We start from the raw sequence: 25,021 nt of genomic DNA, 5'->3' as shown, positions 1-25,021 counted from the left end.
AAAATAACCAAAGGAGCCAGCCCCATGAAGCCTTCCGCTTCGCCGCAGCCTCGCCGTGCCGCGGCCGCCGCTTTTATCGGCACCATGATCGAGTGGTACGACTTTTACATCTATGCCACCGCTGCGGCGCTGGTGTTCGGTCAGCTGTTTTTCCCCTCCGACGATAAACTGTTCAGCACCATGGCTGCGTTCGGCACCTTCGCCGTGGGCTTTTTCGCCCGGCCGTTGGGCGGCATCGTGTTCGGCCATATCGGCGACCGCATCGGTCGCAAGAAATCTCTGGTGATTACCCTGGTCATGATGGGTGTGGTCACGGTGTGCATCGGCCTGTTGCCGACCTATGCGCAGATCGGCGCTGCAGCACCGGTGCTGCTGATACTGCTGCGGGTAGTGCAGGGCATTGCAGTCGGCGGTGAGTGGGGCGGCGCGGTGTTGATGGCCGGAGAACATGCGCCAAAGGGGCGCCGTAACTTCTTTGCGTCCTTCGCGCAGTTGGGTAGCCCGGCCGGTTTGATCCTTTCCCTGCTGGCGTTCAGTGCGGTGACCCGTTTGCCCGAAGAAGACCTGCTCAGTTGGGGCTGGCGCCTGCCATTTCTAGCCAGTGCCTTGTTGTTGGTCGTTGGCCTGGCGATTCGCTTGGGTGTGAACGAGTCGCCGGAGTTCCTCGAAGACAAAGCCCAGGCGGAAAAAGCGCGGGCGATCAAGAAGGACCAAGCCCCCGTGCTGGAAGTGCTGAAGACTGCTTGGCGTCCACTGTTATTGTGCATTGGCGCCAACACCCTGGGCATTGCCGGCGTGTATTTCACCAACACCTTTATGATTGCCTACAGCACTCAGCAACTGAACCTGCCGCGCTCGCTGATTCTGGAATGCCTGTTCTTCGTCGCCATTATCCAGTTCTGCGTTCAGCCGCTGGCCGCCTGGGTGGCGGAGAAGGTCGGCGCTACGCGGTTTCTGTGCGCCATGTGCGTACTGGCGATGGCCTCGCCTTACCCGATGTTCGTATTGGTTAGCAGCGGCCAGGCGCCCTTGATCATCCTCGGCATTGCCCTGGCGGTGGTGTGCATGGCGTCGTTCTATGCAGTCATCGCAGGTTTTGTCAGCGGCTTGTTTGAAACACGCGTGCGTTACACCGCGATCTCCCTGGCTTATCAGGTATGCGGTGCGTTGGCCGGTGGCCTGACACCGTTGATCGGCACCTGGCTGGCCCATCAGTACCAAGGTCAATGGTGGCCGATGGCAGTGTTTTACAGCGTGATCGCGGCGGTCTCGTTGGTGTGCGTGCTGGCCTTGTCCCGCCGCCATGCCACGGCCCACCGCTTGGAAATGGCACACAGTTGAGGAAGTCAGCAATGTTGAAGATTAATGGCGAGCGCCTGTGGGCCAGCCTGATGTCCATGGCCGAGATCGGCGCTACCGCACGCGGCGGCAGCTGCCGCCTGGCATTGAGCGCCGAAGACAAGGCCGGTCGCGAGCTGTTCAGTCACTGGTGTAAAGCCGCTGGCCTGACGTTGAGCGTGGATGCCATCGGCAACCTGTTCGCCCGTCGCGCGGGTACCGACAATAACGTTGCCCCGGTGATGATCGGCAGCCATCTCGATACCCAGCCCGAAGGCGGGCGCTTCGATGGCGTGTACGGCGTATTGGCCGGCCTGGAGGTGATCCGCAGTCTCGACGACCACGGCATCCAGACGCGCAAGCCCCTGGAAATTGCGGTGTGGACCAACGAAGAAGGCGCGCGTTTCACCCCGGCGATGCTGGGCTCGGCGGTCTTCACTGGCGCCCTTGCGCTGGACAAGGCGCTGGCGACCACCGACGGTGATGGCGTCAGCGTGGACGAGGCGTTGCGCGCCACCGGCTATAACGGTGAGCGTGCATTGGGTGGGGCAGTGGATGCGTATTTCGAAGCGCATATCGAGCAAGGCCCGATCCTGGAAGACAACGCCAAAACCATCGGCGTGGTGACCGGCGGCCAGGCGATTCGTTGGCTCGATGTGCGGGTCGAAGGCATGGCTGCCCATGCTGGCACCACGCCGATGGCGCTGCGCAAAGATGCGTTGTACGGCGCCGCAAAAATGATCCAGGCCCTGGAAAACCTCGCTGCCGATTTTGCCCCGCATGGCCTGACCACTGTGGGTGAGTTGAGCATCGCCAAGTCGTCGCGCAACACCATTCCTGGTTTGCTCGACTTCACTGTGGATCTGCGCCATCACCGCGACGTCGATATCGACGCCATGGAGCAGCAAGTGCGCGCGCGCCTGCAGGCGATAGCCGACAACCGTGGCCTGAGCGTGACCATCACACCGCACTGGATCAGCCCGGCCACACCGTTCGACGCGCAATGCGTAGCCTGTGTGCAAGCATCGGTGGACGCTCTGGGCTACAGCCAGCAGACCATCATCAGCGGCGCCGGCCACGATGCTATCCACCTGGCGCGCTATTGCCCGACTGCGATGATCTTCATCCCCTGTGTCGGTGGCCTGAGCCACAACGAAGCCGAAGACGTCTTGCCTGAAGACGTGCGCCAGGGCACCGATGTATTGCTCAACGCCGTGTTGAAACGCGCCGGCCAGGTTCATTTCTAAAGGCTGACGCCGTGCCCATGTGGGAGCTGGCTTGCCTGCGATAGCGGTGAAGCAGGCAGTACATTGTGCTCTGACCGTGCGCAATCGCAGGCAAGCCAGCTCCCACAGGTTCTGTGTTTATCCAGGAGCATCCTATGAATACGTTTTTCCATCCCGAACAACTGCTGCATCACCCACGCAGCTACTATTCTCGTGGCCAGATGCGCACGCCACAGGAGGTCCCCGAGCGTGCGCGCAACCTGCTGCTGGCTGCGCGAACGCTGGGCTTTGATATCCAGCAACCGGTCGACTACGGCATGGCGCCGCTGCTCGCCGTACACGGCGCGGCCTACCTGGATTTTCTCCAGGAGGCTCACCAGCGCTGGAAGGAAATCCCCGAAGACTGGGGCGATGAAGTCATGTCCAACATCTTTGTACGCGAGCCCAACGCCCTGCGCGGCATTCTTGCCCAGGCGGCACGTTACCTGGCCGATGGCAGTTGCCCGATCGGTGAGCTGACCTGGCGCTCGGCGTATTGGTCAGCCCAGAGCGCGGTTGCCGCTGCCCAGGCGATCCTCGATGGCGCACCTGCCGCCTACGCCTTGTGCCGCCCACCGGGTCATCACGCCCGCTTCGATGCGGCAGGTGGCTTCTGTTACATCAATAACGCGGCGGTGGCTGCGCAAGCGTTGCGCCAAGGCTTTCAGCGCGTCGCGGTGCTCGACACCGACATGCACCACGGCCAAGGCATCCAGGAGATTTTCTACCAGCGTGATGACGTGCTTTACGCATCGATCCATGGCGATCCGACTAACTTCTATCCAGGGGTGGCCGGCTTTGCCGAGGAAAAAGGCGATGGCGCAGGCTTAGGATTCAATCTCAACCTGCCCATGCCCCATGGTGCCAGCGAAGCGCTGTTTTTCGAAAAGCTGGAACTGGCCCTGGCAGCGGTAAAGGACTTTTCGGCGGATGTGCTGGTGTTGTCACTGGGTTTCGATATTTATGAGCTGGACCCGCAAAGCAAGGTCGCGGTGACGCGGGAAGGCTTTGCGCGGCTGGGACAGTGCATTCGAGGGCTGGGGCTGCCGTGCCTGATCGTGCAGGAGGGGGGTTATCACCTGGAGACGCTGGACAGTAATGCGCAGGCGTTTTTCAGTGCGCCAGCGGCTTGGGAGAAACTATCAGGCGATTAAGCGCTAAAAGCCTGCCGATCAGTTTTCAGCAGGCTTTTCATCTATCAATGAGCAGTCGTTCCCCTCACCCTGGAACAGCGCCGTGTAGTTTTGCCCGCCATAAAATACCCCCACTATCGACACCGTTTCGCAATCAGGCCTCACCCTGAACGCGATGATGGTGCTGCGACGATAGTGCGTGATGCGCAAGTCGGTAAGCAGGTCGTCACGGCGTGTGCCACGCAAGGGGAACAGGGCGAGGCTGTCACAGTAGCTGACGAGATTGTCGATAAACCGCGTCGCTACCAAGGGGGAGCCGGCATCGCAGATGTAATCCTCAAGGGCATCGAGTTGCGTCAGGACTTCAGGCGAAAAAACCACCGAGTAGCTCACGCGTTCCCGATGCCTTTGCGCTGACGCCTGGCTGCCATATGTTCGCGAACCTGTTCTGCAGATAACCCGAGCTCAGGCTGTGCCTCAAGAGCGGTCGCTGCCGGGATGACTTCGTCCCTCAGCCAATCTTCCATGGCACGGTCACGTGCCAGCAGCACCCGCAATCCGTCGCGAATCACTTCGCTTTCGCTGGCATATTCACCGGCAGCCACCTTGGCTTTGACCATGGCCGCCATTTCAAGGGGCAAAGTGATGCTCATTTGCTGGGTTGAGCGCATTGGGATGTCCGCCAGAAGTGAGTAGGATTCAATCCTACTTGACCATTGGCGCGATGCAAGAAGCAACTGATCAATGCCGATCTCCGGCGTCTCGTCGTCCATCCAGAAGGGGTAGGTTTGCATGGGGTGCCGCGTCTCCAGTTGTGTGGGTCAGGCCGCAAGTATTGACCCGTTTTGGCGATCGCGTGACCGTGGATGGCCGATAAGCTGCTGAAATGTATGACTTGATATCTGTAACAGGATTAGCTCGTTAAAGCCGCCCCGGCTTGCATGGCATCCCATCGGCTCCCATACGATAATACTCGCCACCCCGACCACTTTGGCCTGCCTTCCGTGATCATCAACTTCGACCTCAACGACCTCCAAGCCTTCCGCGCCGTGGTAGACAAGGGCAGTTTTCGTGGCGCCGCCGAGGCCATCCGTATCTCGCAGCCGGCCCTCAGCCGGCGTATCGAGAAGCTTGAATCCGCCCTCGATGTAAAGCTGTTCGAGCGCACCACGCGCCGTGTCAGCCTGACTATGGTCGGCCGTGCCTTCTTGCCCCAGGTGGAGCGCATGCTCGATGACCTCGACATCGCTCTGATGGGCATCAGTAATGTCGCGTCGACGCGCATGGGCAATGTCACCATCGCCTGTGTGCCATCCACCGCGTATTACTTCATGCCCCACGTCATCTCCGAATTCCACAAGCTGTATCCGAAGATTCGCCTGCGGGTGCTCGATGCCAGTGCTGGCGAAGTGAGCAATGCGGTGGCCAGTGGCGAAGCGGATTTTGGTGTGAGTTTCAGCGGCAGTCTGGCCGATGAAGTGGAGTTCGAGCTATTACTGCAGGAGCGTTATGTGCTCGCTTGTCGTCGTGACCATCCGCTGGCCGCACGTGAGAGCGTGACGTGGACCGAAGCCTACGAACACGACTACATCACCGTGGACAAAACCTCGGGCAACCGTTTCCTGCTCGACCAGGCCCTGCGTGGCGTGCGCGTGAAAAAGCCGAGTATCTGCGAGACTCACCACGTGACCACGATGATCGGGCTGGTGGAAGCGGGGTTGGGCGTGGCGATGGTGCCGTCGATTGCGATGCCGGCGTGCGAACACCCGATTCTAGTGAGTGTGCCCCTGGTAGAGCCGCAGGTGATGCGCAATGTAGGCTTGATCAAGCGCCGCGGGCGGACATTGCCGCCAGCGGCGTTGGAGTTGGAGCGCTTGGTGCGGGAGATGCCGTTTCGGTCAGCGTGAGACCGAGTCCAGGCCGGTGGATTGCACCACCGGTTGAGCTTGCGGCGAGGCCATGAACTGCAGCAGCGCCTTGGCCTCGTCGGGGTGTTCGGCGTTGACCGGAATGCCCGCCGCAAAGCGTGTCACCGACTGCACGTTTTCCGGGATCTTGCCGACAAACGTCACACCCTTGACCGGCAACAATTCAGCCACCTGTTGCAAGCCGACTTCGTAGTCACCCTTGGCCACCTGTTCGCCCACCGGTACGCGCTCGATCATGGTGCCCTTGGCCGGCATGCCGAGTTTCTTGAACAGCTCCTTCTCGACATACACACCGCTGGCACTGTCCGAATACGCCACGGATTTAGCCTTGCTCAGCACAGCCTTGAGTTCGGCATCGGTATTGATTGCAGGTTTCGCCGCGCCTTCTTTCACCACCAGCCCAATCCGCGAATCCGCCAGTTCCACGCGGGACGCGGGGTCGACCTTGCCCTGTTTGATCAGCTCGTCCAGTGCGTAGCCGACCATGATCACCACATCGGCATGTTCGCCACGAGCCAGGCGGTTGGGAATCGCTTCAGGCGCCTTGCCCATGGAGGGGCCGAGGATGGTGTCGAGGGTGTCACCGCTTTGCTTGGCGTATTGCGGGCCGAGCAACTTGTAGGCAGCGGTGAAGCCACCAGAGGTCATTACCTTGAGTTCTTCGGCCTGGGCCGCCAGCGCCAGGGTACCGAGGGCCAGTGCGGCCAGGGTATTGAAAAGCTTCATTGCACAGCCTCCTGCATGACTTGACCACGGGTATTGGCGCGGCGATACAACGCCAGGGTGGAGCACAGGGCGCACAGCGCGGCGAACATCATCCAGTAAGCCGGCGATGCCTTGTCTTCGGTGATGTGGATAAACCAGGTGGAGATCGCCGGCGTGAACCCACCGAAGATCGCCGTTGCCAGGCTATAGGCCAGGGAGAAGCCTGCCACGCGCACTTCCACTGGCATGATTTCGGTCAGCGCAGGGATCATGGCGCCGTTGTACATGCCGTACAGGAACGAGAACCACAACAGGGTTTCGAGCATGTGCACAAAGCTCGGTGCATTGACCACGTACGACAATGCCGGGTAGGCGGTGATCAAGGTCAGTGCGGTCATCGCCACCAGTACTGGCTTGCGGCCGAAGCGGTCGCTCAGGGTGCCCCCGATCGGTAGCCAGACAAAGTTCGACACAGCCACCAATAACGTCACCAGCAGGGCATCGGAGGTGCTCAGGTGCAGGACGGTCTTGCCGAAGGTCGGCGCGTACACCGTGATCAAGTAGAAAGCTGTAGTGGTCATGGCCACCATCAGCATGCCGCCAATCACCATCGTCCAGTTCGACGCCAGGGTCGCCAGCACTTCGCGCATGGTTGGGCGATGCTTGCGGTTGGCGAATTCCTCAGTTTCCTGCAGGTTGCGGCGCAGCACGAAGATGAACGGGATGATCACGCAGCCGAGGGCAAACGGAATGCGCCAGCCCCAATCGGCTACTACCGCCGGCTCCATCCACACGTTCAGGCCGTAGCCCAGAGCGGCGGCCACCACGATGGAGATCTGTTGGCTACCCGACTGCCAGCTGGTGTAGAAGCCTTTGCGGCCCGGCGTGGCCATTTCGGAAAGGTAAACCGACACACCGCCCAATTCCGCACCGGCGGAGAAGCCTTGCAGCAGGCGGCCTACCAGCACCAGCGCAGGGGCCCACAGGCCGATGGTTTGGTAACCCGGCACCAGCACGATCAGCAGGGTGCCGCTGGCCATGATCGCCAAGGTCACAATCAGGCCCTTACGACGACCCACATCATCAATGTAGGCCCCCAGGATGATCGCGCCCAGGGGACGCATCAGGAAACCCGCGCCGAACACGGCAAAGGTCATCATTAATGACGCAAACTCATTAGCGGCCGGGAAGAACGCGGCAGCGATATAGGTGGCGTAGAAACCGAACAGGAAGAAGTCGAATTGTTCGAGGAAGTTGCCCGAAGTAACGCGCAATACCGCGCCCACTTTCGAACTGGCAGCGTCGGGCCGGGAAGGGCTAGTCATGGTTTTGTGTCTCCAGCGTTCTTTTTAAAGTGCTTGTTTCGCTTAAGACTTGGGATAGTGGCTGACACATTTAGAAATGATAAGTGACAAATTTGGATGGATTAATGTGTGTGGACTATCAATACGAAGGGCCGTCCGATTTGTCAGCGCTGTTCTATGCTTGAGCCTGTGTCCAATTTTTACGAGGAACTGGCTATGGGGAACGAACACAAGCAGCACAACGAGCCAGAGTACGAACAACCTCGGCAGCGGCCAGAGGAAGAAAAACCGCAGACCTGGAAGCACCCCGATGATGGAACGGAGCTTTCAGAGCGTGATCGGGAGCGTCCGCTCAAACCCTGAACCCATTAACAACGCGGACAAAAAATGTGGGAGGGGGCTCGCTCCCGATGACGGTGTATCAGTCAATACATAGGCTGACTGATATACCGTCATCGGGAGCAAGCCCCCTCCCACATTTTTGGGTATGCGTACCTCAAAGCGGGAAACTATTTGACATATTTGATTTGTGATCACATATTGAGGCCATAAGAACCACAACACAGGTTTTGCCTCATGAATGATGGTCCGCTCCTCCTGCCCACCCTGCGCCAGGTGTCTCGCGATACCTTGCAAGACCAGGTCTACCGCCAGATCCGCGAAGCGCTGATGAGTGGCCGCTTCCAACCCGGCCAGAAACTCACCATCCGCGGTCTCGCCGAAGCCCTGGGCTCCAGCCCCATGCCGGTACGCGAAGCGCTGCAACGCCTGAGTGCCGAAAACGCCTTTGAAGTCACCGAAACCTCCCGCCTGCGGGTACGCCTGATGACGGTCGAACGCCTGCGTGAAATTCGTGATACGCGAGTGGCGCTTGAAGGTTTGCTGGCGGAAAAGGCCGTGCTGCTCCTGCAGAAACACGACCTGGAAGAAATCACCGACCTGTGCCGCCAGATGCAACATGCCGCCGATGAGGTCGACGTGTCCCGCTACCTGTGGACCAACTTCGCCTTTCACCGGCGCATTTATGCGGTGGCCCAGGCCGAATTGACCATGGCCGCAGTGGAGAATTTCTGGCTGCACATGGGCCCGTGTTTTGCCCTGGTCGCCCCGGATAAAGCGCACCTGCAACGCTCGATGGAGGCGCATACGCGCATCGTCGACGCGCTGGCCGCCCGCGATGGCGCTGGCGCACGGGCAGCGGTGACCGATGACATCATGCAGGCCGCCGATTCCCTGGCGCGCCTGCTCGTCAAGAACGACCGCGCGCGGTCGTCTGTTTCAGGAGGTAAACGTGCATGAGTGTCCTACAACGGCTGCAGCCTTATCCCGGGTTACGTGTGTTGATTTCCGGCGGGGCTGCCGGCATTGGTGAAGTATTGGCCGCGGCGTATCTGGAAGCCGGCGCCCAGGTGCATGTGTGTGATGTGAGTGAGCCGGCCCTGACGGCGTTTCGCGATAAATACCCGGGCACTGTCGCTACCCGCGCCGATGTCAGCGATGCCGCGCAGATCGAGGCGGTGTTCAAGGTGCAACGCGAGCATTTTGGTGGTCTGGATGTGTTGGTCAACAATGCCGGTATCGCCGGGCCTACCGGCGGCATCGACGCGATCAGCGACGCCGAATGGCAAGCCACCATCAACATTAATCTCACTGCACAATACCGTTTTGCCCACCACGCGGTGCCGATGCTCAAGGAATCGTCCCACGGCCATTTGCTGCATATCGCCTCGGTGGCCGGGCGCCTTGGCTATGCATGGCGTACCCCTTATGCGGCGACCAAATGGGCCATTGTCGGCCTGATGAAATCCCTGGCCTCGGAGCTGGGCGAAAGCGACATCCGCGTCAACGCCTTGCTGCCCGGGATTGTCGAAGGCCCGCGCATGGACGGCGTGATCCGCGCCCGCGCTGAACAGGTTGGCGTGCCCGAGGCCGAAATGCGCCAGCAATACCTCAACAAAATCTCCCTCAAGCGCATGGTTACCGCCGAAGACGTGGCAGCCATGGCCTTGTTCCTCTGTTCGCCCGCCGCACGCAACGTGACCGGCCAGGCGATCAGTGTCGACGGTAACGTCGAGTACCTGTAGGCCAAGGAAGAACACATCGCGCTGTACCCAGGATTTTTTTCATAAGAATAAAAGTCGGAGAATCGTCATGTCCAAAAATCGTCCTGTCATCATCACCTGCGCCGTGACCGGTGCCATTCATACGCCGTCGATGTCACCGCACTTGCCCATTACCGCGCAGCAAATTGCCGACGCCGCCATCGGTGCCGCACAAGCCGGCGCAGCGATTGTCCACCTGCATGCCCGTGACCCGCTTGACGGTCGCCCCAGCCAGGACCCGGCGCTGTTTGCCGAATTCCTGCCACAGATCAAGGCGGCCAGCGACGTGGTGATCAACATCACCACCGGCGGCGCACCGACCATGGGCGTGGAAGAACGCCTGCAACCGGTGATGCAGTTCAAGCCGGAACTGGCCTCGTTGAATATGGGCTCGATGAACTTCGGCCTGTACGAAATGCTTAACCGCTTTACTGAATTCCAGCACGACTGGGAGCGGCCTTACCTGGAGGAGAGTGACGACCGGATCTTTCGCAACACCTTCCGCGACATTACCCACATCCTCAATGCCTGCGCCGAGAACCGCACCCGCTTTGAAATCGAGTGCTACGACATCGGCCATCTCTACACCGCCGCCCACTTCCTGGAGCGCGGCCTGCTCAAGCCGCCGCTGTTTATCCAGTCGGTGTTCGGCCTGCGCGGCGGCATCGGTGCGCACCCGGAAGACCTGGCGCATATGCGGCGTACCGCCGACCGCCTGTTTGGCGACGATTACGTGTGGTCGATTCTCGGTGCCGGGCGTGGGCAGATTCCGCTGGCGACCATGGGCCTGTCCATGGGCAGTAACGCCCGCGTCGGCCTTGAGGATTCATTGTGGGACGGCCCGGGCAAGTTGGCAGCGTCGAATGCCGACCAGGTGAGGCGCATCCGCACGGTGGTCGAAGCCCTGGGCCATCGGGTTGCCACCCCCGATGAAGCGCGGGAAATCCTCGGGCTCAAGGGGCGTGACCAGGTCAATTTTTAACCCTGCTCTTTTATCCAAAGAACGGCCGCGTCTTGGCGTGGCCGGCATCCCGCACAACAACAATAAGGGGATAACACCATGCGTATCGAAGTGCTTGTGGACGTCAAGACCACCCTGGGCGAAGGCCCGGTGTGGGACGTCGAGCAACAACGCTTGTACTGGATCGACAGCGCCGACGGCCGCATTCTGCGCTGCACCGATGACGGTCGTGAACTGCGCGCCTGGGACGTTGGCCAGAAGATCGGCTCCATGGCGCTGCGCAAAGATGGCAAGGCGGCCATCGTCGCCCTGCAAAATGGCGTACACACCCTCGACTTGAACAGCGGCGACCTCACGCTGATCATCGACCCGGAACCCCATCTGCCGAACAACCGCCTCAATGACGGCAAGGTTGATCGCCAGGGCCGTTTCATTTTCGGCTCCATGGACACCCTGGAGGATAACGCCAGCGCCAAGCTCTACCGCCTGGATGCCGACTTTAGCCTGCACACCCTGGACGAAGGCATCATCGTCTCCAACGGCCCGTGCTGGAGCCCATCCGGGGAAACCCTGTACTTCTGCGATACCTGGTCCGGCGAAATCTGGGCCTATGACTACGACTGCACCAGTGGCAGCGTGAGCAACCGTCGCACGTTCGCCAAGGTCGACACCAGCAGCGGTGGCGCCGCCGACGGGTGCACCGTGGATGCCGAGGGCTGCCTATGGCAGGCATTGGTCTATGCCGGGAAACTGGTGCGCTATACCCCCGATGGCCACGTCGACCGCATCATCCAGATGCCGGTGAAAAAGGTCACCAGCCTGACCTTCGGCGGGCCCAACCTCGACACCCTGTTTGTGACTTCAATGGCCAAGCCACCGCTGCCGCGCTTCCCGGGCGACGGCCAGCAGCGCGGTGCTTTATTCGCCATCAGCGGTCTGGGCGTGCAAGGAATAGCCGAGCGACGGTTCGCCAGCTAGCGCGTTTTTTTCAACAAGGCACATTCCTTTCGCAACCTGTATCAGTGCGCGCCCTCGCGCGCCTGGAGAGGCCCATGGCAAGTTTAAAGAAAGCGTCGCTGCGCAATATCCACCGGCATTCCTGGGTATCGCTGCTGGTCTGCTGGATGATCTGGATCCTCAACGCCTACGACCGCGAGATCGTCTTGCGCCTGGGGCCGACCATCTCCAAGCATTTCGATTTATCCGCCGATCAATGGGGCAGCGTGGCTACGGTGGTGATGCTCGCCCTGGCCCTGCTGGATATTCCCGGTTCGATGTGGAGCGACCGCTACGGCGGCGGCTGGAAGCGTGCGCGCTTCCAGGTGCCGCTGGTGCTGGGCTACACCGCTATCTCGTTCCTGTCCGGCTTCAAGGTATTGAGCGGTAACCTCGCCACCTTTGTCGCTTTGCGGGTTGGCGTCAACCTGGGTGCGGGTTGGGGCGAACCGGTGGGCGTGAGCAACACCGCCGAATGGTGGCCGGTGGAGCGTCGTGGCTTTGCCCTGGGCGCGCACCATACCGGCTACCCGATTGGCGCGATGCTCAGCGGCATCGTCGCCAGTTTTGTCATCACGGTATTCGGCGAGGACAACTGGCGCTACGTGTTCTTCTTTGCCTTTGTGGTGGCCTTGCCGCTGATGATCTTCTGGGCGCGGTACTCCACCGCCGAGCGCATCACCGCGCTGTATGTCGATATCGCCGCCAAGGGCATGACCCCGCCGAGCAATGCCGCGGCCAGCACGGTCAAGGGCGAAGCCTGGCGCACCTTTGTCGCCACCTTGCGCAACCGCAATATCGCGCTGACGGCGGGCAATACCCTGCTCACCCAGGTGGTGTACATGGGCGTCAATATCGTGCTGCCGGCCTACCTCTACAACATTGTCGGGTTGTCGCTGGCGGAGTCGGCGGGGATGAGTGTGGTGTTCACCCTCACCGGCATTCTCGGGCAACTGGTGTGGCCGTCGCTGTCGGACATCATTGGCCGGCGCACCACGCTGATCATTTGCGGCCTGTGGATGGCGGCGAGTGTCGGTGCGTTCTATTTCGCCAATACCCTGACCCTGATCATCGTCGTGCAATTGCTGTTCGGCCTGGTGGCCAATGCGGTATGGCCGATCTACTACGCCGTGGCCTGCGATTCGGCCGAGCCCTCGGCCACCTCCACCGCCAACGGCATCATCACCACCGCGATGTTTATCGGCGGCGGTCTGGCGCCCGTGTTGATGGGCAGCCTGATCGCCATGGGCGGGGGGTGGAGCACCTTGCACGGCTACACCGTGTGTTTCTTCGTGATGGCCGGTTGCGCCCTGGGCGGCGCGTTGCTGCAACTGTTTTCCCATCGTTCCCAGGCCATGGCCGTACAACTGGAACCCTAGAACAACATTGATGCGCCCCCCAGCCAGGCTGGCGGGTCGCCAAGAGGAAGTGCCCGATGAATACCACTACCCCGGCCCGCGAACCGCAGGCCCTGAACAAACTGATGTTCGCCAAGCTGATGCCGCTGCTGATCATCGCCTACATCCTGAGCTTCCTGGACCGCACCAACATCGCCCTGGCCAAGCATCATCTGGACGTCGATCTGGGGATTTCCGCCGCCGCGTACGGGTTGGGCGCCGGGCTGTTTTTCTTGACCTATGCACTGTCGGAAATCCCCAGCAACCTGATCATGCACAAAGTCGGAGCGCGCTTCTGGATCGCCCGCATCATGGTGACCTGGGGCCTGATTTCGGCGGCGATGGCGTTTGTGCAGGGCGAAACCTCGTTCTATGTCTTGCGCTTGTTGCTGGGCATCGCCGAAGCCGGGCTGTTTCCCGGGGTGATGCTGTACCTGACCTACTGGTTCAACCGTGAACAGCGGGCGCGAGCCACGGGTTATTTCCTGCTCGGCGTGTGTTTTGCCAACATCATCGGCGGCCCGGTGGGCGCGGCCTTGATGCGCATGGATGGCCTGCTCGGCTGGCACGGCTGGCAGTGGATGTTCCTGCTCGAAGGTTTGCCTGCCGTGGCGTTTGCCTGGGTGGTGTGGCGCAAGCTGCCGGATCGCCCGAGCAAGGCGCCGTGGTTGTCGGTCGAAGAAGCCCGCGGTATCGAACAGCGGATCGCCGTGGAAACCGAGGAAGGTGCCGGGGAGGGTGGTCATTCGTTGAAAAACTGGCTGACGCCGCAAATCCTCCTGGCGATCTTCGTGTACTTCTGCCATCAGATAACCATCTATACCGTGATCTTTTTCCTGCCGAGCATCATCAGCCGATACGGTGAACTGAGCACCATGAGCGTCGGCCTGCTGACTTCGTTGCCGTGGATAGCGGCGGCACTCGGTGCGGTACTGATCCCACGCTTTGCCACCACCCCCGGGCGTTGCCGTCGATTGCTGGTCACGGGGCTGCTGACCATGGCGCTGGGACTGGGCATTGCGTCGGTGTCGGGGCCGGTGTTCAGTCTGCTGGGCTTTTGCTTGTCGGCGGTGATGTTCTTCGTGGTGCAGTCGATCGTGTTCCTGTACCCGGCCTCGCGCCTCAAGGGCGTGGCGTTGGCGGGCGGGTTGGGCTTCGTCAATGCGTGTGGGTTGTTGGGCGGCTTTGTCGGGCCGTCGGTGATGGGCGCCATTGAGATGAGCACCGGTAATGCCATGAACGGCTTGAAAGTGATTGCCGTGGTGTTGGTGGTGGCCGCAGTGTCGGCATTACGCCTGCGCCAGGGCCAGGAGGCCCTTCACACCAGCAACGAGGTCGGAAACCCGGAAGCCAGCACCAGGTAAGCCACCACCGCCGCCAGGCATAAACCGACAAAAACGCGCAGCAAAGTCCTGGCGGTGGGGTTGACGATGAATTTGATGGCCCAGAGCAAAACCCCGCTGAGCAGGATGCTTAAGGCGAAAATGACCAGCACGGCGGTGTACCTGTGACCTTCAAGAGCTGATTTATAGTCCCAAAGCCTGCGGATGAACAGTGCGCACATAGACGCAGCCCCGCTGCCTTTCTAAACTGCGGCTTGTCTTGGGGAAAGGGGCAGGCGCCGATGAATCGCAATGAATTACGCAAGGCCGATATCAACCTGATGGTGGTCTTCGAAGCACTGATGCTCGAGCGCAATGTGACGCGGGTGGCCGAGAAGCTGTTTCTTGGCCAGCCGACTATCAGCTCGGCCCTCAACCGCCTGCGTACCTTGTTCAATGACCCACTGTTTATTCGCGTCGGCCATCGCATGGAGCCCACGGCCCGCGCCGAGGAAATTATCCAGCACCTGTCGCCGGCCCTCGATTCGCTGTCATCGGCCCTGAGCCTGACCCACGATTTTGACCCCTCCATCAGCACCATGACCTTTCGCATCGGCCTGTCCGATGACGTTGAGTTCGGCCTGCTGCCGCCGTTGCTGCGGGCCTTGCGCCAGGAAGCGCCCCAGGTGGTGTTCGTGGTGCAGCATGTGGATTACTGGCGTATTCCCGACCTGCTGGCTTCCGGCGATATCACCGTCGGCATCACCCAGACCCGCGGCCTGCCGGCGAATGCCAAGCGTAAGCTGTTGCGGCATATCCGCCCGTGCCTGCTGCGCGCCGATGCCTCGGACACGCCGCTGACCCTCGACGAATATTGCGCACGGCCCCATGTGCTGGTGTCCCACACTGCCAACGTGGCCGGGTTTGCCGATGAGTGGCTGGCGGAGGTGGGCCGCAAGCGCCATGTGGTGCTCTCGGTGCCGCAATACAGCTCGCTGCCGGCGTTGCTTGCCGGCACCGACATGATCGCCAGCCTGCCGGACTACACTGCCCAGGCCATGGCCGCCAGCGGGAACCTGTTCTGCGAGCCGTTTCCGTTCCAAACCCCGACCCTGGACTTGTCGATGGTCTGGCTCAGCCATGTCGACACTGACCCGGCGGAGCGCTGGATGCGCTCGCGGCTGGAGGCATTCATGAGCGACCGAGGGCCTGCTGGCGAAATGTAGGAGCGAGCTTGCTCGCGAAAAGCGTCAACGTTAACTCGGGATTCCTGAATGAGCGCGGCGCCTGCGAGTTTTCGCGAGCAAGCTCGCTCCTACAAAAGGCTCTGTTCCTCACACGCCCTCACCACTTGCTCACGAAACCAGGTGTTGGCGCTGTCCTGCCCATTGGTTTCGTTCCACTGCATATCCAGGGTGAACCCCGGCAGACCGTTGGGGGCTTCGCAAACACCGAACCCCGGAGCCGCTGCCAACAGTTGCTGTACGCGGCGGGGCAGGGTGACGATGAAATCCGTGCCGGTAATCATCTTCAACGCGGCGCTGTAGCTGTTGGCCCGTGCGATCACCTGGCGCTTGTGGGCCTGGCGCGCGAGCCAGCCGTCGATCATGTTGGTGTCGGAGGTCCAAGGCGTGGGGAATACATGCCGCCGCTCAACGAAGGACTGCAAGCTGAATGCCTGCTCCCTGGGCGCCGAGCGTTGGTCAAATACGCAGACCAGGTCGTCCTCCAGCAGCATCTGGGTCTTGAAGTCTTTATGGGCGCGGTGAAAGTGCGGGCCGAAGCAGATCACCAGGTCCAGGCGGCCTTCGCGCAGGTCGTCGGCGGGAATATCGGTTTCCAGCTTCTGCACATTGACGATCACCGGCAGGTCGGCGCGGTCGAAGTGCTTGAGCAGGCGCGGCAGGATCAGTTGTTCGAAATATTCCGGGGCGCACACATTGAAGGTCACCGCCTGTTGGGTCGGGTCGAAAGCCTGGCCACCGGCGTGACACAGGTTGATGCTCTCCAGGATCTTCTGCACATGCCCGTACATGGTGGTGGCCTTGTACGTAGGGCGCATGCCCGCCCGCGTGTTGATAAACAGCTCATCCTCAAAGCTGGTACGCAGCTTCTTCAGGCTATAGCTCACGGTGGACTGGCTGACGAACAGCGTCTCGGATACATCGGTAACGCTGCTCTGGTCGTAGACGGCGATGAACACCATCAGGTCCTGCATGTCGAGTTTTCTGAGCAAGTTACTGTTTAGCATCGGTTTCGTCCGTAAACCCTTTGTACCGAACTCAGTACAAGACTGGGCAAAATGTTAACGGAACGCTCGTACCAATAGAAAGCTCTGTAGGACCCTTCAATGTTATGTGTGGGACAAATAATGTTTGCAATACGACGTCAGCGGATATGTTGCGCGTAATGCTTCGGATCGAAGCGGATAACGATCAGCAGCATCACTACGATCACCGCCGTCAATGACCACCAGGCCCATTCAAAACTGCCCAGTTGGTCGCGAATCATGCCGGCGATCAGTGGCGACAGGCCGGCGATCAGGTAGCCGATGCCCTGCACAAACGCGGTAAGGCTACCGGCGCGTCGCGGGTTGTCGAGGTGGTCAAGAGACAGGATCAGGCTCATTGGAAACAGGCCGCCAATTCCCAGTCCGAGCAGGCATGGCCACAGCAGGCTCCAGTGTCCGGGGCTCAGGATAAGGCCGCAGAACCCCAGGATGATCAGCACCAGCAGCACCGCGACTACCGCGCGTTTATCCTGGCGGCGGTTGGCGATGGCCGGCGTGACCAGGCCCGAGATCACTTCCATGGCGGTCAAGAAGCCCAGCAGCAAGCCGGCATTCTGTTCACTCCAGCCCTGCTCGACGTAATACGGCGCCAGCCACGCCAACACACAGGTGTAGGACGCCGTGCCGAGGCCGAAAAAGATCGCCAGCAGCCAGGCGCGGCGGTTGCCGAAAAAGGAGGCCTGCGCGCTTGAACCGGCTTGGGGTAAAGACGGCAAGACTGCGCGCTGGGCATACCAGAACACCAGAGCCAGCAACGCCAGTGCTGCCCAGATTGCCAGGCCAATGCGCCAACTGCCGGTCTGCATTTGTACAAACGGTGAGAACGAGGCGGCCAGCGCGGCGCCACCCATGATCGCGGTGACATACATGCCCATGAATAACGAGACATTCGCGCTGAACCGCGACTTGATCAGCGCCGGCATCAGCGCCTGGATCAGCGCAATGCCGACACCCGCTGCGATGGCGCTGACGATCAGCTCCAATGCCGAATCCAGGAACAACCGCGACAAGGTTGCCAGCCCAATCACCAGCAACGACAGCACAATGCTGCGATGTTCGCCCAGGCGCTTGGCCAGGCCCATGCCAAAGAACATTGCCAGGCCCATGGCCATGACCGGCAACATGGTCAGTAAGGCTGCGCTGCTGAAACTCAACGGCACATCCAAGCGGATCGACGACAATAACGGCCCCACGGCTGCCATCGACGGGCGCAGGTTAAGGGCGACCAGCACCACGCTGATCATCAGCCAGACGGCGGTGGTGGGTTTTGCCTGAACGTTTTCCATGGGCCTGCCTTGAGTGAACAAGGGCGAATCAGGCCATGGATGGGAGGAGCGGGGCAAATCAGAAAGTCGCTGGGGCTATTGAAAAAATGCAGGCGCCTGACGTTGCGCACTTCAGATGCGGGAGGCGGATCTGCAGCGTTAGATAGAGCGGATTACAGGCTTGGTCAACGCCCACCGCCCCTGGTCGATTTCAATCAGCGTCGGCCCTGGGCGAGCAGCAGCTGCATGCAATGCCGCACGCAGCGGTTCGACGCCATCGATGCTTTCTGCCGCGCAACCCATTGCCCTGGCGATGCCGATGAAATCCGGGGTGTAGATGTCCACGCCCACCGGCTCGATGGCGCGGTTGACCATGTACTTCTTGATCTCTTCATAACCTTGGTTATTCCACAACAGCACGATCATCGGTATGCGGGCTTCCACGGCGCTGGCCAGTTCCGGCAGGGTGAATTGCAGGCCGCCATCGCCGATCAGGCACACCACCGGTTGCCCGTCGCCGCGCCCCAGCCAGGCACCGATAGCGGCGGGCAGGGCATATCCCAGGGTGCCGTAGCCGGTGGATGAGTTGAACCAACGGCGTGGGTGGTCGAGGTTCAGGGTCAGGTTGCCGCTGTACACCGGTTGGGTAGAGTCGCCCACCAGTACGGCGCCGGGCAGTGCTTCCAGGATGGTGTGGAGTAACAGCGTTTGTGCGCGGGTGGCGGCATCCCAGGTGGGCGCCAGTTCGGCCCACAAACGGGCGACGCGTGCTGCGCCCCACTCGGCGTGGCGCGGTGGCAGTGGCTGGCGGTTCAGCTCGGTGAGCAAGGCCTCGGCGGCGATTGTCGCGTCGGCCACCAGCGCCACCTGGGGCGGGTAGTTGCGTACGGTCTGGTCCGGGTCGATATCGACCCGCAGCAGCGCGCCGGGAATTTCGAAACCGCCGGCGAAGGTCACGTCATAGTCGGTCTCCGCCAGTTCCGTGCCGATGGCCAACACCACATCGGCCTCGGCGACCAAGGCGCGGGTGGCTGCCAGGCTTTGGGTCGAGCCGAGCAACAAAGGATGTGCGGCAGGCAGCAGGCCTTTGGCATTGATAGTCAGGGCCAAGGGGGCGCCGAGGGTTTCGGCCAGGCGGGTCAGTTCTGGCGCTGCATCGATAGCACCGCCACCGGCCAGGATCAGCGGGCGCTTGGCGGCGGCGAGCAAGCGGCTCATCTGCCTGACCGCCGCCGGTGCTGCCCCGGCGCGGGCCACGTTGACCGGTGCACTGCCCATCAGGGCGTCGGCGTTCTCCACCAACACATCCAGCGGGATCTCGATATGCACCGGGCGCGGCCGACCGGCCTGGAACAGCGCAAACGCCCGCGCCAGCACACCGGGCAATTCTGCCGCCGACATCAGGGTATGGGAGAACGCCGCCACGCCTGCCACCAGCGCGCTCTGGCTGGGCAGCTCATGTAACTTGCCGCGCCCGCCCCCCAATTGGCTGCGCGCCTGCACACTGGAAATCACCAGCATCGGGATCGAGTCGGCATAGGCCTGACCCATGGCCGTGGTGATGTTGGTCATGCCGGGGCCCGTGATGATGAAGCACACGCCGGGCTTGCCACTGGTGCGCGCATAACCGTCGGCCATGAAACCGGCGCCCTGTTCATGGCGCGGGGTGACGTGACGGATGTTGGAACGCGCCAGGCCACGGTACAGCTCCACGGTGTGCACGCCGGGAATGCCGAACACCTGGTCCACGCCGTAGTTTTCCAGGAGGTTGACCAATACTTCGCCGCAGGTCGCCATAGAGGTCGCTCTTGTGATGGATTCGAGACGCTATTGGAGCGGCAGGCCGGTAGCGGCAACAAACGATAAAAAGTCATACTCGCCATGTCCTCACGTCATGGCTGCGCCCCGATGAAACGTCTTCCGCCCTTGCCCGCGTTGCATACTTTCTGGGTCACGGCCCAGTGCTGCAACTTCACTCGTGCCGCCGAGCAGCTGCACATTACCCAGGGGGCGGTGAGCCGGCAGATCGCCGGGTTGGAACGCCAGTTGGGCTATGCCTTGTTCCTGCGCCAGGCGCGGGGCTTGAGCTTGACCGAGGAAGGCGGCGAGTGGGCGTTACGGGCGCAGCAGGTGTTCGGCTTGATCAACGAGGCGGTGGAGCAGATCGGCGGGCGCCGCGAGGTCCTGCAACTCAAGGCGCCCACCTGCGTCATACGCTGGCTGCTGCCGCGCGTGTTGCAATGGCAGAAGGAGCGCCCGGATGTGCCGGTGGAACTCACCACCACCGTGGCCTTTACCGTGGACTTTCGCCGCGAACGATTCGACGCGGCGGTGATCTACGCACCCATCGCCGAGCAGGCCGCCGAGGCACGGCATTTGTTCGACGAACAACTGACCCCGGTGTGCGCGCCGGCGTTGCTGGCAGGCTTGCACACGCCGGCTGATCTGCAGCAACAAGTGCTGTTGCATCCCACGCGGGACGAGCGGGATTGGGCGTTGTGGTTGAAGGCGGCGGGTACGCACTTGAGTCACCTGAACCAGGGGCCTCATTTCGAAACCCTGGACTTGGCGATGACGGTGGCGTCACAGGGAAATGGCGTGGCGATCGGTGATCGTGCGTTGATTGGCGAGGACTTGAAGGCCGGACGCCTGGCGATGCCGTTTGAGTTGCGGGTGCCGACGGGGATGGGCTATTACTTGGTGTATCCGCCGGGGAAAGTGCCTTCTGCCGGGTTGTTGGCCCTGATGGACTGGCTAGTGAGCCAGGCACAGCAGTCACAGCACTGAAGATTCAAATGTGGGAGGGGGCTTGCCCCCGATGGGCATGGGTATCTACACAACTCTGACATGCGACCGTCAGTAACCACGATGCGAAGCGAGCCGCTCTTGATCTTGCTCTGCTTTTGGTCTCAGGCCCCCCAAATCCCTGTCGGATTACGGGCACACCGAGCCTGGGCGAGGTGCCGAGTGGTGGGGCAAGAGCGCTGGTTACTTTCGCGCTTTTCGAAAGTGACCCGCCATAAGGGCGGAACCAATAGCGGTCGTCACCTAAACAATGGATATGTACTCGATCCAACCGAACATCCTGGTCGGCTGTGAGGCCGCCATCGGGGGCAAGCCCCCTCCCACAGGGGCCGGCGGCGTACCAGAAGTTGTGTAGATACCCATGCCCCGATAGCGGTGTGTCAGTCACAAATAATCTGCCTGATCCACTGCTATCGGGGGCAAGCCCCCTCCCACATTTTTTACCGCGTGGTGTCAGTAGCCAACGGTGAAGCGCTGACGCGAGTGTCTAGGTGTTTCAACCTCATCAATCATGGCGATGGCGTAGTCGGCAAAGCTGATCGAGCTGTTACCGTCACTGCTCACCAGCAGATCATCCTGGCCCAGACGGAACTTACCGGTGCGCTCGGTTCCATCGAACAGAGCAGAAGGCGACAGGAACGTCCAATCCAACTCTTTTTCCTGACGCAACGTTTCCAGGAATTCAGCCCCGGCACTGGCTTCGGCCTTGTACTCTGCCGGGAAGCCCGGGCTGTCGATCACCCGGCTGCCGTCCGGTAGCAGCAGCGAACCCGCACCGCCCACCACCAGCAAGCGCTTGACCCCGGCCTTTTTCACCGGGCCGATCACGGCGCTGGCGGGCAAGGTGGCAAAGTGTGCGGCGCTGATCACCACGTCGCTGCCGCTGATGGCGTGTTGCAGGGCGTCGGCGTCCAGGGCATCGACCTGCTTGACCGTGACGCCTGGGCGTACACCCAGCTTGTCGGTGTTGCGGGCGATGGCGGTGACGCTATGCCCACGGCGCAGCGCTTCTTCCAGCAGTTGGCTGCCGGCACGGCCGGTGGCCCCAATGATTGCGATCTTGCTCATGACGTTCTCCAACAGGGTTAAGGGTTTAAACCAATCACCACTTCATTTCGCCCTTGGCGACTTTGGCGCTCAGTTCCAGCGAGCTTTCGTCGGCGAGGGTGGGGTAACGCTGTTTCATGGCCGCGATCAAGGCGGCAGCATCCTTGGCCTTGGCGGTCTCGATGTCGAAGGCCTTGATGTAGTCAGCAGTGAATTTCACCGAAGCCAAGGAGGGCGTGCCCAGGTAATGGCCCGGAATCACCGTCTGCGGCTTCAGGTCTTCAATACGTTTGAGGGTTGCCAACCAGTCTTTATGGGATTGCGCGCCCTGGGTATCGGCCATCCACAGGTGGATGTTTTCTGCGACCACCACGCCACCGACCACGGCCTTGATCGACGGAATCCACACAAAGCTGCGATCCGGCTGCGGGCCGTCGAGGCCGATCACCTCAAGCTGTTGCCCTTCAAGGGTCAGGCTGTGGCCTTGCAGTGCCTGCGGCACGATGGTCTTGGCGGGTTTGTCGGCGCCCATTTTCGGGCCCCAGAATTCCAGCTTGCCGGCGACGGTGGCGTTGATATGGTCGACCACCGGTTGCGGCGCCAGCACCTTGGCGTCGGGGAATGCGCTGGTGAGCGTGTCGAGGCCGAAGTAGTAGTCCGGGTCGCCATGGCTGATGTAGATGGTGGTCAAGTGCTTGCCGCTGGCGCGGATCTTTTGCACCAGTTGCTCGGCTTGGCCCTTGCCGAATTGCGCATCCACCAGGATCGCGTCTTTGGCGCCGCTGACCAGCACCGAGCTGACCGGGAAGATTGCGGCTTCGCCGGGGTTGTAGACGTCGAGTTTCAGCTCTGCGGCGGCGGCGTGAGCGGCGAAGGCCAGGGCGGCAGTGGCCAGGGACAAGCGTTTGAACATCGAGAACATCGGGCAGCTCCTGCCATGGATAAGGGATGCACAGAGCTTAGTTGCATAAAACACCACAAAAAATGCGATGCTGGAACATAGTTTGTTTCTGAAATCGGGCAAATCATGGATCGTCTTCAAGCAATGCGCGTGTTTGTCACCGTGGTGGACTTGGGCAGCCAGTCTGCCGCCGCCGACCATCTGGACCTGTCGCGCCCAGTGGTGTCGCGCTACCTGGCCGAGCTAGAAGATTGGGTCGGCGCGCGGCTGCTGCACCGCACCACACGCAAGCTCAGCCTCACCGCCGCCGGCAGTGAAACCCTGCCGCGCTGTCGGCAATTGCTGGAACTGTGTGGTGATATGCAGGCCGCCGTCAGCGAGCCCGATGACGCGCCCCGAGGCTTGCTGCGCCTGAGTGTGAGCACCTCGTTCGGCCAGGCGCAGTTGGGCGCGGCCATTGCCGAGTACGTCAAACGCTACCCGTTGGTGACGGTTGATCTGCAGATGCTCGACCGCACGGTGAACCTGGTGGATGAGCGCATTGACCTGGCGATCCGCACCAGCAATGACCTGGACCCGAACCTGATCGCCCGACGCTTGACCGTATGCCGCTCGGTGGTCTGCGCCACACCGGCCTATCTGCGCGAGCATCCAGCCCCGCAGAAAGTCGAAGACCTGGCCCGGCACAATTGCCTGACCCACTCTTATTTCGGCAAGAGCCTTTGGCATTTCGAAGAACAGGGCGAACACGTGTCGGTGCCGGTGCAGGGCAATATCACGGCCAACGAGGCCAGCACGTTATTGCGTATCACCCTGGCCGGGGCAGGGGTGGCGATGCTCCCCAGTTATCAGGCCGGTGACTTGATCCGCAGTGGTGAACTGGTGCGCTTGCTGCCAGAAGCTGAGCCGCGGCAGATGAACATCTACGCGGTGTATGCCTCGCGCAAGCACATGCCTTCAGCGCTGCGCAGCCTGCTGGATTTCCTGGTGCTGCGGTTTCCCGAGGCGCCCGCATGGGACATCGGGCTCTGAGACGCTATAAGCGCGCTGAATGGCAGCCAATCATGGCAACTTGCCCTAGCTGACCTATGCTTTAAACAGCACCCTGTAGATCGGGTCCGGAGGTCAGTGCCATGAGTATTAAAACCCGCAAATACCTGACGATTTTCTCCCTCTGCGCATTGGCGACGGCGCTGTATGGCACTGCCGCCTATCGCGTCGAGCAAACGCGCATGCAACCGGCGGCGTTCGCCATCAGCTGCCATCAGGGCCAATGCGTGCCGCGCACCGGCAGTTTCAGTGCACTCAGGTAAGCTGCTCGGCCTTTAACTGCTCGCGAAAGGCCTTGGGTGAAAACCCGACTCGGCGGCGAAACAGCCGCGAGAAGTTGGTCGGGTCGGAAAAACCCAGCACCTCGGACATCTCATTGATGGTCATGCTGGTGTAGGTCAACAAACGCTTGGCTTCCAGCAACTGGCGGTCATGCATGATCTGCAGCGCCGGTTGCCCGCCCAACTCCCGACACGTCCCATTCAAGTGTGAGACCGAGATGCCCAGCTTGTGGGCCAAGTCTTCAATCTTGGGGTGCTCGCGGTAATGCTGCTCGACCAGTTGGGTGAAGCGGCGAAAATACTCACGACCCCGCGGCGCCCGGGGATGGCGGCGCTGGATCGCCTGGCGGCTGACCCACACCAGCAGCACGCTCACCAAGGCATGCAGCATCATGTCCCGGGCCGGTTGATCATCGGCGTATTCGTCCTGCAAACGGGCAAAGAGGTTGTTCAAATAGTCGCTGTCCTTGCCCGCCGGGTAACTGCCAAGGGTTTGCAAACCATCGATGGTGTCGCCCAGTTGCGCCTGCAAGTGGCTGACCAGCGGCGCCGAGAGGGTCACGACGTAACCTTGCACCTCTTCGGAAAAACGAAAGCCATGCACACAGAGCGGCGGCAGCACTTGCAGGCTCGACTCGTTGAGGGTGGTGCGCTGGCCTTCGATTTCCAGTTGTGCCTGGCCTTTGTGCACATACAGCAACTGGCACAGGTCCGCGTGCCGGTGGGGCTGGATTTCCCACTGGTATTCCCGACTGCGCCGGGAAATGGTTTCGCAGTGCAACAAATCGGGCGTCGGCCACTGCTGGCTTTCCCCGTAAAGCTTGAAGACCGGAATCGCGGTTTTGGTCATGGTTTCAATCCGATACTCAGGATAGTGGTTCGGTAATCGCCCCGATTGGCGAAAAGTGCAGGCTTTGAGGCAGTTTTCACC

25 protein-coding genes are annotated in these 25,021 nt (G+C 61.1%); 14 read left to right on the top strand and 11 right to left on the bottom strand.

The features are described 5' to 3' along the window. The first annotated feature begins 24 nt into the window (after positions 1–24). The 3 genes from BLU48_RS17895 (at position 25) to BLU48_RS17885 (ending at position 3,757) form a co-directional block, all read left to right on the top strand. Positions 25–1,341 (top strand): MFS transporter, encoded by a 1,317-nt coding sequence (locus tag BLU48_RS17895; protein ID WP_057022038.1) that lies wholly within the window; start codon positions 25–27, stop codon positions 1,339–1,341. A gap of 11 nt (positions 1,342–1,352) precedes the next feature. Further along, on the top strand, positions 1,353–2,585 hold the full coding sequence (locus BLU48_RS17890) for a Zn-dependent hydrolase (RefSeq protein WP_057022039.1): 1,233 nt from the start codon (positions 1,353–1,355) through the stop codon (positions 2,583–2,585). 134 nt (positions 2,586–2,719) lie between these two features. Next, the gene (locus tag BLU48_RS17885) at positions 2,720–3,757 is read left to right on the top strand and encodes a histone deacetylase family protein (RefSeq protein WP_057022040.1); all 1,038 of its coding nucleotides are present in this window, start codon (positions 2,720–2,722) and stop codon (positions 3,755–3,757) included. A gap of 18 nt (positions 3,758–3,775) precedes the next feature. Here BLU48_RS17885 and BLU48_RS17880 read toward each other — a convergent pair whose 3' ends face one another. Continuing rightward, positions 3,776–4,129 carry a type II toxin-antitoxin system RelE/ParE family toxin gene (locus BLU48_RS17880; RefSeq protein WP_057022041.1) on the bottom strand — a complete coding sequence of 118 codons (354 nt, stop codon included), beginning with the start codon at positions 4,127–4,129 and terminating at the stop codon, positions 3,776–3,778. Next, on the bottom strand, positions 4,126–4,530 hold the full coding sequence (locus BLU48_RS17875; RefSeq protein WP_082636616.1) for a ribbon-helix-helix domain-containing protein: 405 nt from the start codon (positions 4,528–4,530) through the stop codon (positions 4,126–4,128). The genes BLU48_RS17880 and BLU48_RS17875 overlap by 4 nt, the downstream gene beginning before the upstream one ends. A gap of 210 nt (positions 4,531–4,740) precedes the next feature. On the opposite strand from BLU48_RS17875, the gene BLU48_RS17870 reads away from it, so the two are divergent. Next, on the top strand, positions 4,741–5,643 hold the full coding sequence (locus BLU48_RS17870; RefSeq protein ID WP_043046437.1) for a LysR family transcriptional regulator: 903 nt from the start codon (positions 4,741–4,743) through the stop codon (positions 5,641–5,643). Here BLU48_RS17870 and BLU48_RS17865 read toward each other — a convergent pair. Together BLU48_RS17865 and tcuC are read right to left on the bottom strand one after the other, a co-directional pair. Continuing rightward, on the bottom strand, positions 5,635–6,390 hold the full coding sequence (locus tag BLU48_RS17865) for a substrate-binding domain-containing protein (protein WP_057022042.1): 756 nt from the start codon (positions 6,388–6,390) through the stop codon (positions 5,635–5,637). The genes BLU48_RS17870 and BLU48_RS17865 overlap by 9 nt on opposite strands. Then, on the bottom strand, positions 6,387–7,694 hold the full coding sequence (tcuC, locus tag BLU48_RS17860) for an MFS transporter (protein ID WP_043046441.1): 1,308 nt from the start codon (positions 7,692–7,694) through the stop codon (positions 6,387–6,389). Before tcuC ends, BLU48_RS17865 begins: the two co-directional genes overlap by 4 nt. 555 nt (positions 7,695–8,249) lie before the next feature. Between tcuC and BLU48_RS17855 the strand changes: the two genes are divergently transcribed. From BLU48_RS17855 to BLU48_RS17830, 6 genes are all read left to right on the top strand, one after another. Continuing rightward, positions 8,250–8,972, top strand: a complete 723-nt coding sequence (locus BLU48_RS17855) for a GntR family transcriptional regulator (RefSeq protein WP_057022043.1) — start codon at positions 8,250–8,252, stop codon at positions 8,970–8,972. After that, positions 8,969–9,757, top strand: a complete 789-nt coding sequence (locus tag BLU48_RS17850; RefSeq protein WP_057022044.1) for an SDR family oxidoreductase — start codon at positions 8,969–8,971, stop codon at positions 9,755–9,757. Before BLU48_RS17855 ends, BLU48_RS17850 begins: the two co-directional genes overlap by 4 nt. A gap of 67 nt (positions 9,758–9,824) precedes the next feature. Then, complete coding sequence (gene kce, locus BLU48_RS17845) at positions 9,825–10,757, top strand: 3,5-dioxohexanoate:acetyl-CoA acetone transferase (RefSeq protein WP_057022045.1); 933 nt, start codon at positions 9,825–9,827, stop codon at positions 10,755–10,757. Between the two features lie 78 nt (positions 10,758–10,835). Beyond that, positions 10,836–11,714, top strand: coding sequence for an SMP-30/gluconolactonase/LRE family protein (locus tag BLU48_RS17840; RefSeq protein ID WP_057022046.1), 879 nt, complete (start codon positions 10,836–10,838; stop codon positions 11,712–11,714). 74 nt (positions 11,715–11,788) lie between these two features. Further along, the gene (locus BLU48_RS17835; RefSeq protein WP_057022047.1) at positions 11,789–13,111 is read left to right on the top strand and encodes an MFS transporter; all 1,323 of its coding nucleotides are present in this window, start codon (positions 11,789–11,791) and stop codon (positions 13,109–13,111) included. A gap of 56 nt (positions 13,112–13,167) precedes the next feature. Next, on the top strand, positions 13,168–14,493 hold the full coding sequence (locus BLU48_RS17830; protein WP_057022048.1) for an MFS transporter: 1,326 nt from the start codon (positions 13,168–13,170) through the stop codon (positions 14,491–14,493). On the opposite strand, the gene BLU48_RS32055 is transcribed toward BLU48_RS17830, so the two are convergent. Continuing rightward, positions 14,448–14,624 (bottom strand): hypothetical protein, encoded by a 177-nt coding sequence (locus BLU48_RS32055; protein WP_164484815.1) that lies wholly within the window; start codon positions 14,622–14,624, stop codon positions 14,448–14,450. The genes BLU48_RS17830 and BLU48_RS32055 overlap by 46 nt on opposite strands. A 129-nt stretch (positions 14,625–14,753) precedes the next feature. Here BLU48_RS32055 and BLU48_RS17825 point away from each other — a divergent pair, with 129 nt between their 5' ends. Next, positions 14,754–15,677 (top strand): LysR substrate-binding domain-containing protein, encoded by a 924-nt coding sequence (locus BLU48_RS17825; RefSeq protein WP_046071442.1) that lies wholly within the window; start codon positions 14,754–14,756, stop codon positions 15,675–15,677. An 89-nt stretch (positions 15,678–15,766) separates the two neighbouring features. On the opposite strand, the gene BLU48_RS17820 is transcribed toward BLU48_RS17825, so the two are convergent. From BLU48_RS17820 to BLU48_RS17810, 3 genes are all read right to left on the bottom strand, one after another. Next, the gene (locus BLU48_RS17820) at positions 15,767–16,702 is read right to left on the bottom strand and encodes a LysR family transcriptional regulator (protein WP_057022049.1); all 936 of its coding nucleotides are present in this window, start codon (positions 16,700–16,702) and stop codon (positions 15,767–15,769) included. 137 nt (positions 16,703–16,839) lie between these two features. After that, positions 16,840–18,027, bottom strand: a complete 1,188-nt coding sequence (locus BLU48_RS17815) for a cyanate transporter (RefSeq protein WP_057022050.1) — start codon at positions 18,025–18,027, stop codon at positions 16,840–16,842. Positions 18,028–18,165: 138 nt separating this feature from the next. Further along, positions 18,166–19,803: a 5-guanidino-2-oxopentanoate decarboxylase gene (locus tag BLU48_RS17810; RefSeq protein ID WP_057022051.1), complete on the bottom strand. Its 1,638-nt coding sequence runs from the start codon at positions 19,801–19,803 to the stop codon at positions 18,166–18,168. Positions 19,804–19,914: 111 nt separating this feature from the next. On the opposite strand from BLU48_RS17810, the gene BLU48_RS17805 reads away from it, so the two are divergent. Further along, the gene (locus BLU48_RS17805; RefSeq protein ID WP_057022052.1) at positions 19,915–20,793 is read left to right on the top strand and encodes a LysR substrate-binding domain-containing protein; all 879 of its coding nucleotides are present in this window, start codon (positions 19,915–19,917) and stop codon (positions 20,791–20,793) included. 471 nt (positions 20,794–21,264) lie between these two features. On the opposite strand, the gene BLU48_RS17800 is transcribed toward BLU48_RS17805, so the two are convergent. After that, complete coding sequence (locus tag BLU48_RS17800) at positions 21,265–21,879, bottom strand: NAD(P)-dependent oxidoreductase (RefSeq protein ID WP_043046459.1); 615 nt, start codon at positions 21,877–21,879, stop codon at positions 21,265–21,267. A 34-nt stretch (positions 21,880–21,913) separates the two neighbouring features. Continuing rightward, on the bottom strand, positions 21,914–22,780 hold the full coding sequence (locus BLU48_RS17795) for an MBL fold metallo-hydrolase (RefSeq protein WP_057022053.1): 867 nt from the start codon (positions 22,778–22,780) through the stop codon (positions 21,914–21,916). 105 nt (positions 22,781–22,885) lie between these two features. On the opposite strand from BLU48_RS17795, the gene BLU48_RS17790 reads away from it, so the two are divergent. Both BLU48_RS17790 and BLU48_RS17785 read left to right on the top strand, forming a co-directional pair. After that, a complete protein-coding gene (locus BLU48_RS17790; RefSeq protein WP_057022054.1) occupies positions 22,886–23,791 on the top strand; it encodes a LysR family transcriptional regulator in 906 nt (301 codons plus the stop codon). A 101-nt stretch (positions 23,792–23,892) separates the two neighbouring features. Further along, positions 23,893–24,072 carry a hypothetical protein gene (locus tag BLU48_RS17785; RefSeq protein WP_046071450.1) on the top strand — a complete coding sequence of 60 codons (180 nt, stop codon included), beginning with the start codon at positions 23,893–23,895 and terminating at the stop codon, positions 24,070–24,072. Here the strand turns inward: BLU48_RS17785 and BLU48_RS17780 are convergent. Continuing rightward, positions 24,065–24,940 carry a helix-turn-helix domain-containing protein gene (locus BLU48_RS17780; protein WP_057022055.1) on the bottom strand — a complete coding sequence of 292 codons (876 nt, stop codon included), beginning with the start codon at positions 24,938–24,940 and terminating at the stop codon, positions 24,065–24,067. The two genes, BLU48_RS17785 and BLU48_RS17780, sit on opposite strands and share 8 nt — an antisense overlap. Between the last annotated feature and the right edge of the window lie 81 nt (positions 24,941–25,021).

The organism is Pseudomonas synxantha (assembly GCF_900105675.1).
Lineage (GTDB): Bacteria > Pseudomonadota > Gammaproteobacteria > Pseudomonadales > Pseudomonadaceae > Aquipseudomonas > Aquipseudomonas synxantha.
The sequence above is the reverse complement of the archived record's forward strand: the minus strand, read 5'-3'. Positions and strand labels throughout refer to the sequence as shown.

Bases quoted from the DNA above. Each gene is read 5' to 3' on its own strand.
- BLU48_RS17895 (WP_057022038.1), top strand. From the start codon at position 25: ATGAAGCCTTCCGCTTCGCCGCAGCCTCGCCGTGCCGCGGCCGCCGCT.
- BLU48_RS17890 (WP_057022039.1), top strand. From the start codon at position 1,353: ATGTTGAAGATTAATGGCGAGCGCCTGTGGGCCAGCCTGATGTCCATG.
- BLU48_RS17885 (WP_057022040.1), top strand. From the start codon at position 2,720: ATGAATACGTTTTTCCATCCCGAACAACTGCTGCATCACCCACGCAGC.
- BLU48_RS17875 (WP_082636616.1), bottom strand. From the start codon at position 4,530: ATGCAAACCTACCCCTTCTGGATGGACGACGAGACGCCGGAGATCGGC.
- BLU48_RS17865 (WP_057022042.1), bottom strand. From the start codon at position 6,390: ATGAAGCTTTTCAATACCCTGGCCGCACTGGCCCTCGGTACCCTGGCG.
- tcuC (WP_043046441.1), bottom strand. From the start codon at position 7,694: ATGACTAGCCCTTCCCGGCCCGACGCTGCCAGTTCGAAAGTGGGCGCG.
- BLU48_RS17855 (WP_057022043.1), top strand. From the start codon at position 8,250: ATGAATGATGGTCCGCTCCTCCTGCCCACCCTGCGCCAGGTGTCTCGC.
- BLU48_RS17850 (WP_057022044.1), top strand. From the start codon at position 8,969: ATGAGTGTCCTACAACGGCTGCAGCCTTATCCCGGGTTACGTGTGTTG.
- kce (WP_057022045.1), top strand. From the start codon at position 9,825: ATGTCCAAAAATCGTCCTGTCATCATCACCTGCGCCGTGACCGGTGCC.
- BLU48_RS17840 (WP_057022046.1), top strand. From the start codon at position 10,836: ATGCGTATCGAAGTGCTTGTGGACGTCAAGACCACCCTGGGCGAAGGC.
- BLU48_RS17835 (WP_057022047.1), top strand. From the start codon at position 11,789: ATGGCAAGTTTAAAGAAAGCGTCGCTGCGCAATATCCACCGGCATTCC.
- BLU48_RS17830 (WP_057022048.1), top strand. From the start codon at position 13,168: ATGAATACCACTACCCCGGCCCGCGAACCGCAGGCCCTGAACAAACTG.
- BLU48_RS17825 (WP_046071442.1), top strand. From the start codon at position 14,754: ATGAATCGCAATGAATTACGCAAGGCCGATATCAACCTGATGGTGGTC.
- BLU48_RS17820 (WP_057022049.1), bottom strand. From the start codon at position 16,702: ATGCTAAACAGTAACTTGCTCAGAAAACTCGACATGCAGGACCTGATG.
- BLU48_RS17815 (WP_057022050.1), bottom strand. From the start codon at position 18,027: ATGGAAAACGTTCAGGCAAAACCCACCACCGCCGTCTGGCTGATGATC.
- BLU48_RS17810 (WP_057022051.1), bottom strand. From the start codon at position 19,803: ATGGCGACCTGCGGCGAAGTATTGGTCAACCTCCTGGAAAACTACGGC.
- BLU48_RS17805 (WP_057022052.1), top strand. From the start codon at position 19,915: ATGAAACGTCTTCCGCCCTTGCCCGCGTTGCATACTTTCTGGGTCACG.
- BLU48_RS17800 (WP_043046459.1), bottom strand. From the start codon at position 21,879: ATGAGCAAGATCGCAATCATTGGGGCCACCGGCCGTGCCGGCAGCCAA.
- BLU48_RS17795 (WP_057022053.1), bottom strand. From the start codon at position 22,780: ATGTTCTCGATGTTCAAACGCTTGTCCCTGGCCACTGCCGCCCTGGCC.
- BLU48_RS17790 (WP_057022054.1), top strand. From the start codon at position 22,886: ATGGATCGTCTTCAAGCAATGCGCGTGTTTGTCACCGTGGTGGACTTG.
- BLU48_RS17785 (WP_046071450.1), top strand. From the start codon at position 23,893: ATGAGTATTAAAACCCGCAAATACCTGACGATTTTCTCCCTCTGCGCA.
- BLU48_RS17780 (WP_057022055.1), bottom strand. From the start codon at position 24,940: ATGACCAAAACCGCGATTCCGGTCTTCAAGCTTTACGGGGAAAGCCAG.